Here is an 11,694-nt window from a genome sequence, read left to right on the forward strand (position 1 = left end):
CGCCGCCGCCGCCCACGAATCAACCCAACCTGCCCTGTAACCCGCTGATCGACCTGTTCTGCAACACCCCAGGGGGCGGCGGTAACCCCGGAGGCGGCGGTAACCCCGGGGGCGGCGGCACCCCCGGCGGCGGCGGCAACCCTGGGGGCAACCCCGGCGGTGGTGCTGGCGGTGGCCTGCTACCCAGCCTGCCGCCCAACCGGGACTGACCCGCACCAGCTCACGACGCCGCCGCCGGCCGGACGATCTGTCCCGGCCGGCGGCGGCGCTTTCGTACCCGGAACTCAGCGCCGGGACGGGACGGACACCCCTGTCGTACGGCAGGATGCCTCTTCATGAGCACCCAGTCGACGCCCGGCATCGACGACGCCGGAACCACTGATCACCCGTCCCGCTCCGACGGGTTCGTCCGCGGCATCTCCAGCGTCATCGGCGGCCCGCTGGGCGACCACGCGATCGCGCTGGACCGGCCGGCCGGCCGGGAGCGGCGGTTCTGGACCGCCGTCCGGATCGTGCTGGCCCTGACCTGCCTCACGCTCGCGCTGCACTGGGTGCAGAAGTCGCCCTGTCAGGACGGCGCCTGGCAGAACAACGTGCAGTACACCCGGTTCTGCTACACCGATGTCCTCGCCCTGTACTACGCCGAAGGGCTCAACGAGGGCAAGGTGCCCTACCGTGACCACCCGGTCGAGTACCCGGTGCTGACCGGCTACTTCATGGGCGCGCTGGGCCTGCCGGTGCACGCGATCGGTGATGACGACCCGAGCATCAACCAGGGGCAGTGGTTCTACAACCTCAACGCGCTGGTGCTGAGCGCGCTCGCGGTGGCCACGGTGGCGGTGATCCTGGCCCTGCGCCGTCGGCGACCCTGGGACGCCGCGCTGTTCGCACTGGCCCCGGCGCTGGTGCTCACCGCCACCGTCAACTGGGACCTGCTCGCCATCGGGCTGGCCGCCTTCGGCCTGCTGGCCTGGGCCCGAAAACGACCGGCGGTGGCCGGCGTGCTGCTCGGGCTGGCCGGCGCGGCGAAGCTGTGGCCGTTGTTCCTGCTCGGGCCGATCCTCATTCTGGCGCTGCGCGCCGACCGGGTTCGTGCCGCGCTTGTCGCCATCGGTACGGCGATCGCCGCCGTGGTGCTGGTGAACCTGCCGGCCGCACGGGCGTACCCGGAGAACTGGGACCGGTTCTTCGAGCTGAACACCACCCGGCCGATTGACTGGGGCACGCTCTGGTACATCGGGCGCTACCTGGACGGCAAGGTCGGCAATGACCCCGCCAATCTCGGCCCGTTCGAGTGGCTGAACGCCAACATCCCCACCCTCAACACCCTCTCGTACGCGCTGTTCGGGCTGGCCTGCCTCGGCGTGGCCGTGCTGGCGCTGCGGGCGCCGCGCCGACCGCGGCTGGCTCAGCTCGGGTTCCTGGTCGTGGCGGCGTTCCTCATCTTCAGCAAGGTCTGGTCGCAGCAGTTCGTGCTGTGGCTGCTCCCGCTGGTGGTGCTGGCCCGGCCGAAGTGGGGCGCGTTCCTGGCCTGGCAGATCGCCGAGGTCTGCTACTTCGTCGCCTTCTACGGTGAGCTGCTCGGCGCGGCAACCAGCCGTCCGGTCTTCCCGGAGGGCGTGTTCGTGCTGGCCTCGACGTTGCGGTTGGCCGCCGTCGTGGTGCTCTGCGTGTTTGTCGTGAAGGAGATCCTGCACCCCGAGCAGGACGCGGTGCGGGCCACCTACCCGGACGACCCGGACGGCGGCGTTCTCGACGGCGCACCAGACGCGCCCTGGATAGACCGCTGGCGCCGCCCCACGACGACCAGCGAACAAGCACCCGTACCGGTGCCCACCACCTGACCCCTAAGGCCGACCGCGGCCGGCACCACGTCAGGGTTTTCGGGTGAGCCCGCCCGGCGCAGGGATCAAGCCTGACCGCCCGGAGCCGGGCGGGCTCACCCGAAAACCCGCCCTTAGAGGCGGTAGACGACCGCGTCCCCGACCTCCTGCCGGCTGATGCCGAGCGACTCGACCGGCGCATCGATGTTGATCTCCCACGGCGTGCGAGCGACCTGACCGCGCAGCAGCACCACCGTGCGGACACCGAGTGTGCGCAGGTAGTCGACGCTCGTCTGGTCCGGGAACGCCTGGCTCACCCGACGGACGTCGTCGAGTTGGCGCGGCGTGAAGCCGCTACCGCCGTTGACCACGTCGGGGAACCCGCTGGTCGACCAGAGCATCACGTGCTGGTCCAGGCTCTGAGTGCTGGGTAGCACCAGCATCGGCCCCTCCGCCGAACGCATCGCCGCCGGCTGGGTCGGCACCACCGGATGCGGGGTGGTGTTCAGACCTTCGAGGGTGACGAGCAGCAGCGGCAGCAGGGTGGCCATTCGCAGCCACGGCCCCGGCCACGACGGGATCCGGTGCGCGGTCAACTCGCGGACCCGGTCGGTGAGCGCGGTGACCGCGCCCGCCGCGAGCAGGGCGAGCAACAACGTGGTCCAGAGCATCAACCGCCCGGGAGTACGCAGCCCACTCCAGCCCGGCAGATGCTCGAAGAGCGGCACATAGGTGAAGGTGCCGTCGAAGAACCGGGTGCCCATCGCGAAGGCCATCGTCACCAGCACCCCGACCAGCAGCAACAGTCGGTGCCGCAGCCGCCAGACCGAGAAGAACAACCCACCCAAGGCGAGCGCGTAGAGCACGAAGCCCGGCAGCAGGGTCATCTCCGGGTGCCACGGCAGTGCCGCCCGGGCCCCCTCGTGCAGCCCACCCCAGATCCGCGACTCTGCCGGCGCCGTCACGAAGCCCGAAACCGGTGGCGAGAAGATGCTGATGTCGCCGATGGTGCGCTCGGCGTACGGGTGCAGCTCGGTCACCTTGTAGAACGGGAACGCCATCAACAGACCAATGCCGGCGAACAACACCCCGCCGAGCACGTCGGCGACGAACAGCCGGCGACCGAACGGAACGGCCTGCCTGGTACGCAGCCGCCGCGCGAAGAAGAGAACGGCAGCGACCAGCACCGTGCCGGCCAGGAAGTACGCGAATGGCAGCCCGATGCCGAAACCGAGGCTGAGCTGCCAGGCCGCCACCAGCCAACCGGCGTAGACCCAACCGTCATGCCGGCGCTCGGGCCGGTAGCCGTGTCGCAGGGACCAACCGTGCCCGCGCGCCAACATCGCCAGCGCCAGCGGGATGCCCCCGTTGGAGAGCACGTGCAGGTGACCGGCCTGGGCCAGCAGCCACGGCGCGTAGGTGTAGCTCACGCCGGCGACGGCGGCACCGATCCGGCCGGCCCCGAGCTGTCGGGCCAGCGCGTACGCCCCGAGAGTGGCGAGCGCGTGCGCCAGGACGAACATGATGTTGTATCGCAGCACGGCGTCCGTGGGGCCGCTGCCGAGCATTCCGGCTGGGGCGTAGCCGAGCAGCGTGTCGGAGAACGCGAAGCTCCACAGCTCGGGGAAGAACGTGTTGGACTGCCACAGGCGCGCCGGGTCGGCCAGCAGGATGTGCCCGGACCAGGCCATCTGCCAGGCTTGCAGGCTCGGGTCCCAGTAGTCCTGCGGGAGGGTGTAGCGCGGATAGCGCAGCGTCGGCCAGGTCATCAGCACGGCCAGTGCCATCGCGCCGAGGGTGGCCAGGGTCCACTCGTGGATCAGGAACCGACCAACGGCTCGGGCCGCCCGACTGAAGATGGAGGGCCGTGGCTCCGGCGCGGAGGCGAACGCCTCCCAACGCTCCGGGCCGACCGGCTTCGCCTCGCCGTCGGCCTTGTCCGGACCGTCGGCGTCGCTGGCCTTCGCTCCCTTGGCCGGGTCGCCGCCCTTGGTCGCGCCATCCTTCGCGCTGCTGTCTTTGGCCGCGCTGCTGTCTTTGGCCGCGCTGCTGTCCTTGGCAGTGGGGCCTGTGCTGTCACTGGTTGTGCTGCCACCCTCGGTGGCGGCCTGCTTGTCGCCGTGCCCGGGCGCGTCCTTGCCGGGACTGCTCGTCGCAGGGTCGGCCCCGGGGTCGCCGCTCGGGGCGGCTCCGCTCGCTGCACCGTCGCCCTTTGGCGGGTGGTCCGCGGTGGTCTCGGTGAGGGCCTCGGTGGGGGTCTTGTCGGAGGTGCGAGCCGGCTGGGTGGGTGTGCCCGCTGCGGCCGTAGCGGCGGCTCGGCTCTCGGTGTCCGCGCCGGTGGGGATGGGCCGGGTGTTGCCGGTCCCGGACTGTCCGCTCGTCATGCCGCCGGGCTCTCCGCTCCGAGTTGCTCACGCAGAAAGTCGATGTCGGCGGCCTGGCCGGCAACTCCGCCCGGTGTCTCGACGACCACCGGCGCGCCGGCCGCCCGGATCACAGCCACCACCAGCTCCGGGTCGATCGTCCCGCCGCCGAGGTTGTCGTGTCGGTCCTGGCCGGAGTTGAACGCTCCCTTGGAGTTGTTGGCGTGCACCAGGTCGATCCGCCCGGTGATCGCCTTGACCCGGTCGACCAGACCGAGCAGCTCCTCGCCGCCCGCGTACGCGTGGCAGGTGTCCAGGCAGAAGCCGACCTCGTAGTCACCGATGGCGTCCCAGAGTCGGGCGAGCGCGTCCAGCCGTCGGGCGCAGGCGTTGTCGCCGCCGGCGGTGTTCTCGATCAGGACCGGTACGCCGAAACCGCCGGAGTCTGCCGCGTACGCGAAGGTCTTGCGCCAGTTGTCGAAGCCGACGGCCAGGTCATCGCCCGCGTTGACGTGCCCACCGTGGACGATCACGCCCTTGGCGCCGATGGCGGTGGCCGCGTTGGCGTGCCCGAGCAGCAGCTTCCGGCTGGGGATTCGGATGCGGTTGTTGAGGGTGGCCACGTTGATGACGTACGGCGCGTGCACGTACAGGTCGACCTCGGCGGCGCGTAGCCGCTCGGCGTCTTCGCGAGGCTTGGGCGCCTTCCAACCCTGGGGGTCGGAGAGGAAGAACTGCACGGTGTCGGCGGACCGGGCGGCCGCCTCCGCCAGCGGGTCGGTCGAATCGACGTGGGCTCCGATACGCATGCGAGCGAGCCTACGTCGCGACCCCGACGGCCCGGGCGACGGCCGGGCGGGTGTCGCGTCACCGGACGGACCGACGATCGTTGATGGGTTTGAACCGGAGACCAGCATCCCGGTGCCGCCTGCGGCGCGAGCGCGTCGCACCCGGCGACCGGGGGTCGACGGCCGACAGCGAGGTCACCCCCGCCGCGCGGCCCGGCGCAGCGGGGGCGACCCATCGCACAGCGGCTACCGAGCGACGACGAATCTCGGAAAATTGGGCTTTTCCCCCCGACAAGGTACGAGTGCTGTTGTATCGTCAGATAACAACACGATAAAGCTCCGCGGGGCGTCTTCGGTCCAACCTCATCGGTGTGGTCGTTCCTCCCCAGGTCCCACCCAAGGAATGCGGACCGGACGCCCCGCGGCCTCGTAGACGGGGGTTCACCACCGACCGGTTGACGGTCGGACGGTGGGCCCCCGTCGGCACGTCCGGGTGCGGCCCCGACCGCCCCGGGCATGATCGTTGGGACCGGGTATCCTAGTCAGGTTGTCCGCGTCCGGCCGGGTTCCCTCGGCGCGTGCGGGCGGCGACACAAGACCTCCTGCCACGGAAGGACCGTGGCCGCTTAGCCCACAGGAGGTGAGCACGTCTTGCGTCACTACGAACTAATGGTCATCCTCGACTCCAGCCTCGAGGAGCGCACCGTCGCACCGTCGCTCGACACGTACCTGAACGTGATTCGGACCGCGGGTGGCTCGGTTGAGAAGACCGACGTGTGGGGCCGCCGGCGCCTCGCGTACGAGATCAACAAAAAGGCCGAAGGCATCTACGCCGTCATCGACCTGCAGGCCACGCCTGCTGCGGTGGCCGAGCTGGACCGTCAGCTCCGGCTCAACGAGTCCGTGCTGCGCACCAAGGTCATCCGACCGGAAATGCGCTAGAGCATCCAACCCCGGTTCGTCCGGATCAGCCTCCGCGACTCTGTCGTACGGCTCTGCGAGCCTGTACGACGAGACGCTGAGTGCGCGAGGAGATGGTCATGGCAGGAGACACCACCATCACGGTCATCGGCAATCTGACCGATGACCCCGAGTTGCGGTTCACCCCTTCCGGGGCTGCGGTCGCCAAGTTCCGAGTCGCTTCGACGCCCCGTTTCATGGACAAGGCGTCGAACGAATGGAAGGACGGCGAGCCGCTGTTCCTCGCATGCACCGTGTGGCGGCAGGCCGCCGAGCACGTCGCCGAGTCGCTGCAGCGTGGCGCCCGGGTGATCGTGTCGGGCCGGCTGCGTCAGCGGTCGTACGAGACCCGCGAGGGTGAGAAGCGCACCGTCATCGAGCTTGAGGTCGACGAGATCGGCCCGTCGCTGCGCTACGCCACGGCGAAGGTGCAGAAGATGTCCCGCTCCGGCGGCGGTGGCGGCGGCTTCGGTGGCGGCGGTGGCGGTGGCAACCAGGGTGGCGGCGGAGGCAACTTCGACGACCCCTGGGCTTCGGCTGCTCCTTCTCCCGCGCGTGCCGGTTCGGGCGCCAATTTTGACGAGGAGCCACCGTTCTAATGGCGCCTAGCGCTCGCGATCGCAAACCAGGAGCACGTGCAACGGCCAAGGCTGCGGCACTGCGCAAGCCGAAGAAGAAGGTGAACCCGCTCGACAAGGACGGGATCGCCTACATCGATTACAAGGACACCGCGCTGCTGCGCAAGTTCATCTCCGATCGCGGCAAGATCCGCGCTCGTCGGGTGACCGGCGTGACCTCGCAGCAGCAGCGTCAGATCGCCCGTGCGGTCAAGAACGCCCGTGAGATGGCGCTCCTGCCGTACACGGCCACCACCCGCTGAGAGGAGGCACCGATATGAAGATCATCCTGACTCAGGAAGTGTCCGGCCTCGGTGCCCCAGGCGACATCGTCGAGGTCAAGGACGGCTACGGCCGTAACTACCTGCTGCCGCAGGGCTTCGCGATCGCCTGGACCAAGGGCGCGGAAAAGCAGGTCACGGTCATCAAGCGGGCCCGTGGGGCCCGTGAGATCCGCGACCTCGACCACGCCAACGAGGTCAAGACTCAGCTCGAGGGTCTCAAGATCAACCTGAAGGTCCGCGCCGGCGACGGCGGACGGCTCTTCGGCTCGGTCACCCCGGCCGAGATCGTTGACGCCGTCAAGGCGGCCAGCGGCCCGGTCCTCGACCGGCGCCGGCTGGAGGTGCCCGGTCACATCAAGTCCACCGGCACCTACCCGGTGAAGATCAAGCTGCACCCTGAGGTGACCGCGTCGTTCAACCTGAACGTCGTTCAGCGCTGACGTCCGCAACACCACCACGAGGGCCCGCACCGAGCGATCGGTGCGGGCCCTCGTGCGTACGTCATCGATCCGGCGCTGCCTGGAGCTGGACGGCCGGCCCGCCCCCTGCGGGCCTCGACCCGCCGACCGGTCACCGCAGGCCCCGACCCGCTGACCGGTCACCCGATGGGCTGGCCCGTCACCGCGCTGATCAGCACAGTGGACAGGCCGCCGCCCACCACCGCGGCGGCAACCGCGATGGTCGCCGAGCGCCACGTCGTACCAACCCGCCGCAGCAGCGCCGCCACCACCAGACTGCTCACCAGCGCCAACCCGAAGCGCGGTGAACCGGCGAGGAGCGACCCCAACGCGCGTGACCGGGCCGAGTCGCACCCGCCCCCGCTGATGTCGGTCACACAACCGGCCGGTGCCTGGCTGTCCAACGTCAACAACCAAACGAAGATCAGCATCGCCGGCACCAGGTAACAGGCCGCCGTGTACAACAGCGGCCGGACGGACCCACCCGGGTCCGGGTCCAGCAGGTCGTCCTCCAGGCGCCGAGCCCAGGCACCAGTGGCCGCCGACTCGACCCGCTGACGTACCGAGGCCGTTCCCATCGCCGGCCGGTCCGCCCGACGCCGGGGCGCACCCGCGAGCGGCACACCGGCCCGTGGCGCAGGCGCGCTGCGTGGTCGCGGAGCGGTGTAGCCCACCACCGGAGACCGGGGCGCCGACGTCGAAGGGTCCATCCAACGCGGGTCGTCGCCGGCCAACCGAGTGCCGGACCAGAATCCGTCTTCCCGGCTCGGCCACCCGTCGGCCGCGACCGAGCGCTCGGAGCGCGGGGGCAGCGTACGGTCCCACTGGTCATCTTCGATCGCGGACCGCTCCCACTGGCCGGTGCGGTCCGACCGCTCCCAGCCACCCACGCTCTCCACCGCCGACCACTGCTCGCTCAGGTCCCCGCCGTCCGCAGGCGGCCACGCGTGCACGCCCGAGGCGTCCCACGGGTCCACCGCCGGCGGGTACGACGGTTCGGGCTCCGCCACCCGCTCCGGTCCACGGGCCCACGGGTCGGCCGGCGGACGCGACCACGACTCCTCCGCCGCACGACGGCTACGCCGGCTGGGCCGGCTCGGCTCCTGGTCCGGCACCTGCTCGGTCGGGGCGGACTCCACATCCCCGCCCGACCAGATCACCTGCGGGCGGCCAGCGGGTGCGCGGCGGGGACGCCGGTCCGAGACAGTGCCCGAGACCGGCTCGTCCTCCCCGGAGTCGGCCCGTCGGCGGCCCGCGTACCCCTGATCCTGCGGTCGGTCGAGCGTCCACTCCCGGGTGTGGTCCGAGTCTGGCGCCGGGCCGATCGCCGCCTGCTCTCGCCGACGCGTCTCGCCGCCCCGCCGCCGACCACCCGACGACTCGGCCGATCGCCAGTCGGCGCCGGACGTCGGTCGCTCGGGCTCGTCATCGTCCTCGTCCGGTGCCGCGTGTCGACCGCCGCCGTCCGCGTGCCGGACGCCTGACTCCAACGCCCACCGGGGCAGGTAGGCGTCGACAGGCTCATCTTGGCCGCGGTCCAACGCCCGCCGTCGGCTGGAGGTGCGGTAACGCCCGTCCTCGTCGTACGGATCAACCGGAACAGACGCCGCGCGCTCACGCCACGAGGCGGTTGGCTGGCGCTCGCGCGGGCTGTCATCGCCGCGTCCCCAGTCCCGGTAATTCACGGCCGGAGTGTGACCCTTCTGAACCGAAAGCGGAATCCGCTGTCCAGGTGTAGCCGTTCGCTGGAGATAGTACGGGACGATCGTGTCACAGGCCCGACCGAAATATTCTCCTCCACAGGCTGGGGAGCATGTTTCCGCAGGTCAACGACGTCTGGCCGAGAATTCCCCAGAGGTTTTCCACAGGCTGTGCACACGCTGCGCACATGCTGTCCACCGGGATCCACAGGTTGTCCCGAGGCTCGTCCACCGGCGTTGTTGAGTCTCTGACCTCGGGGTCCGTATGGTTGGCCCTCGACCGCCGGCGATGGCCCCCGATCGACCGGCCCGGTCGGACGGAAGTGTCGTACCCCAGCGGTAGAGCTGGGGCTGGATCCGGCGCAGTGGAGGGGGGACCCGTGTCGGTCACCGACGACATGCGGGCAGAGCCACGCTCCGGCGGAGGCCAGCCACCTTCGCAGCGGGATGGCCAGTTCGACAAGACCCCGCCCCAGGACGTTGCCGCCGAGCAATGCGTCCTCGGCGGCATGCTGCTTTCCAAGGACGCCATCGCCGACGTCGTCGAGATCCTCAAGACCAACGACTTCTACCGGCCGGTGCACGCCACCATCTTCGACATCATCCTCGACATCTACGGTCGAGGTGAACCGGCCGACCCGATCACCGTGGCCGCCGCGCTGACCGACTCCGGTGACCTGGCCCGCATCGGCGGCGCTCCGTACCTGCACACACTCATCGCCAGCGTGCCCACCGCCGCGAACGCCGCGTACTACGCCCGCATCGTCAGCGAGCGGGCGGTGCTGCGCCGACTGGTCGAAGCCGGCACCAAGATCGTGCAGCTGGGCTACGGCACCGCCAGCGGGGGCAGCCGCGACGTGGACGACGTCGTCGACCTCGCCCAGCAGGCCGTCTACGACGTCACCGAGCGCCGGGTCAGCGAGGACTTCGCGGTCCTGGCCGACATGTTGCAGCCGACGCTGGACGAGATCGAGGCGGTGGGCGCGCAGGGCGGTGTGATGACCGGCGTGCCCACCGGCTTCAGCGACCTGGACCGGCTGCTCAACGGTCTGCACGCCGGCCAACTTATTATCGTTGCGGGCAGACCTGGTCTCGGCAAATCGACGGCTAGCATGGATTTTGCCCGCAATGCTGCGATCCGCGCCAATCAGGCGGCCGCCATCTTCTCGCTGGAAATGAGCAAGGTCGAGATCGTCATGCGGCTGCTCTCCGCCGAGGCGCGGGTGCCGCTGCACGTGCTGCGCAGCGGTCAGCTCTCCGACGACGACTGGACCAAACTCGCCCGGTGCATGGGCGAGATCAGCGAGGCGCCGCTCTTCGTCGACGACACGCCGAGCATGAACCTGATGGAGATCCGGGCCAAGGCCCGGCGGCTCAAGCAGCGGCACGACCTCAAGATGATCGTGGTCGACTATCTCCAGCTGATGACCTCGCCGAAGCGCACCGAGAGCCGCCAGCAGGAGGTCGCCGACCTGTCCCGTGGCCTGAAGCTGCTGGCCAAGGAGGTCGAGTGTCCGGTCATCGCGGTCAGCCAGCTGAACCGTGGCCCCGAGCAGCGCACCGACAAGCGACCCCAATTGTCTGACTTGCGTGAGTCTGGGTCAATTGAGCAAGATGCTGACGTTGTCATCCTGCTGCACCGCGACGACTACTACGACAAGGAGTCGCCGCGGGCCGGGGAGGCGGACTTTATTGTCGCCAAGCATCGGAACGGCCCGACCGACACGGTGACAGTCGCGGCCCAGCTGCACCTGTCCCGCTTCGTCGACATGGCCATCGGCTGACCGCGCGACACCCCTCGTCGGTCAGCCGAGCAGCGGAAACCAGCCCGCCGACTCACCCAGCTCCAGCCGGTCCCGGTCGGTCAGCGGGACGCGGCCGGTGGCCTTCAGCAGGAAATCGTGGTCGTCCCACGCGCTGGGTCGAACGGTGTCGTCGCTGAGCAGGCCGTCCATGGTCGCCACCGCGACGCGTACCGCCAGTGGACCGGGCGGCGGTGCGTCGGGCAGTTCCAGTGTCAGGTCCAGGTGGTGGACGGCGGCCTCGGTGGTCAGGGTGGCGAGGAAGTCCGGTACGCGCAGCACATGGCCCTGCGTGGTCACGTACCCGTCGGGGTCGGCTGACGCGGCAGCGCGCCGCCGCCGGGGCGGTGTCCCGCCAGAGGTCGACGATCCCGGTCGGACTGTCGAAGGCCGCAGCCGATCGGCGGACCCACCAGGCGTGCCGGGCGGCCACGTCATCGTTGCCGGGAAAGTCCCGCCAGTAGCTCACTTCGTCGACGTCGGCGGGGCCGTCGACGGGGCTGGCCAGGGCGACAAGTGCCCGTTGGGCGTCGCCGAGCACGTGCAGGAGCAGGTCAGCGATGAGCCAGCCCTGACAGCGGGTGGCTCGTTGCAGGCCGGCGTCGTCCAGGCCGCCGATCGCCGCGGTGATCCCGTCGTACGCCTGGGCCAGCGCCTCGTGCGGTCGGATCGCGGTCATGCGATTCAGCCTGGCATGAAGCATCCCGCCCGCCAACGATCAACAGCCCCGGCTGGTGTGCCCGGGCCGATGCGTGGATCGACCCGGGCGGAGGGCCAGCCTCGGATCAGCCGAACATCTCGTCGAGGAAGCCCTTGCGCTTCTTCTGCCGGTAGTGGCCGTGGTAGCCGTGGTGCTGCTGCGGGTGGCCGTAGGCCGGCTGCGGCGGGTAGCCGTGGGC

General features: G+C 70.1%; 11 protein-coding genes and 1 pseudogene. 7 read left to right on the forward strand and 5 right to left on the reverse strand.

Annotated features, from left to right (window positions below):
* Positions 1-209 (forward strand): hypothetical protein (locus DLJ59_RS37110; protein WP_208648955.1); only part of this gene is annotated, 209 nt, incomplete at its 5' end.
* Between the two features lie 126 nt (positions 210-335).
* Positions 336-1,844: a glycosyltransferase family 87 protein gene (locus DLJ59_RS35895; protein ID WP_124778552.1), complete on the forward strand. Its 1,509-nt coding sequence runs from the start codon at positions 336-338 to the stop codon at positions 1,842-1,844.
* Positions 1,845-1,957: 113 nt separating this feature from the next.
* Here DLJ59_RS35895 and DLJ59_RS35900 read toward each other — a convergent pair whose 3' ends face one another.
* Positions 1,958-4,207 carry a hypothetical protein gene (locus tag DLJ59_RS35900; protein WP_124778553.1) on the reverse strand — a complete coding sequence of 750 codons (2,250 nt, stop codon included), beginning with the start codon at positions 4,205-4,207 and terminating at the stop codon, positions 1,958-1,960.
* Positions 4,204-4,995: a deoxyribonuclease IV gene (locus DLJ59_RS35905; RefSeq protein ID WP_124778554.1), complete on the reverse strand. Its 792-nt coding sequence runs from the start codon at positions 4,993-4,995 to the stop codon at positions 4,204-4,206. The genes DLJ59_RS35900 and DLJ59_RS35905 overlap by 4 nt, the downstream gene beginning before the upstream one ends.
* A 630-nt stretch (positions 4,996-5,625) precedes the next feature.
* Here DLJ59_RS35905 and rpsF point away from each other — a divergent pair.
* The 4 genes from rpsF to rplI all read left to right on the forward strand — a co-directional run bounded on the left by rpsF (position 5,626) and on the right by rplI (position 7,275).
* Positions 5,626-5,916 carry a 30S ribosomal protein S6 gene (gene rpsF, locus DLJ59_RS35910; RefSeq protein WP_036391391.1) on the forward strand — a complete coding sequence of 97 codons (291 nt, stop codon included), beginning with the start codon at positions 5,626-5,628 and terminating at the stop codon, positions 5,914-5,916.
* An 80-nt stretch (positions 5,917-5,996) separates the two neighbouring features.
* Entirely contained in the window at positions 5,997-6,533 is a 537-nt protein-coding gene (locus DLJ59_RS35915; protein ID WP_181518404.1) for a single-stranded DNA-binding protein, read from the forward strand.
* Complete coding sequence (gene rpsR / locus DLJ59_RS35920; RefSeq protein WP_051723758.1) at positions 6,533-6,814, forward strand: 30S ribosomal protein S18; 282 nt, start codon at positions 6,533-6,535, stop codon at positions 6,812-6,814. The genes DLJ59_RS35915 and rpsR overlap by 1 nt, the downstream gene beginning before the upstream one ends.
* A 14-nt stretch (positions 6,815-6,828) precedes the next feature.
* Positions 6,829-7,275 (forward strand): 50S ribosomal protein L9, encoded by a 447-nt coding sequence (gene rplI / locus DLJ59_RS35925; RefSeq protein WP_124778555.1) that lies wholly within the window; start codon positions 6,829-6,831, stop codon positions 7,273-7,275.
* A gap of 158 nt (positions 7,276-7,433) precedes the next feature.
* Here rplI and DLJ59_RS35930 read toward each other — a convergent pair whose 3' ends face one another.
* Positions 7,434-8,978, reverse strand: coding sequence for a hypothetical protein (locus DLJ59_RS35930; protein ID WP_124778556.1), 1,545 nt, complete (start codon positions 8,976-8,978; stop codon positions 7,434-7,436).
* A gap of 395 nt (positions 8,979-9,373) precedes the next feature.
* Here DLJ59_RS35930 and dnaB point away from each other — a divergent pair, with 395 nt between their 5' ends.
* Positions 9,374-10,777, forward strand: a complete 1,404-nt coding sequence (gene dnaB / locus DLJ59_RS35935; RefSeq protein WP_124778557.1) for a replicative DNA helicase — start codon at positions 9,374-9,376, stop codon at positions 10,775-10,777.
* Positions 10,778-10,798: 21 nt separating this feature from the next.
* Here dnaB and DLJ59_RS37830 read toward each other — a convergent pair whose 3' ends face one another.
* Together DLJ59_RS37830 and DLJ59_RS37835 are read right to left on the reverse strand one after the other, a co-directional pair.
* On the reverse strand, positions 10,799-11,095 hold the full coding sequence (locus tag DLJ59_RS37830) for a hypothetical protein (RefSeq protein WP_244236409.1): 297 nt from the start codon (positions 11,093-11,095) through the stop codon (positions 10,799-10,801).
* A gap of 88 nt (positions 11,096-11,183) precedes the next feature.
* Positions 11,184-11,498 (reverse strand): annotated as a pseudogene (locus DLJ59_RS37835) (maleylpyruvate isomerase N-terminal domain-containing protein); the annotation flags it as partial.
* Positions 11,499-11,694: the final 196 nt, after the last annotated feature.

The sequence above is a fragment of the Micromonospora inaquosa genome, from assembly GCF_003857055.1.
Taxonomy (GTDB): domain Bacteria; phylum Actinomycetota; class Actinomycetes; order Mycobacteriales; family Micromonosporaceae; genus Micromonospora; species Micromonospora inaquosa.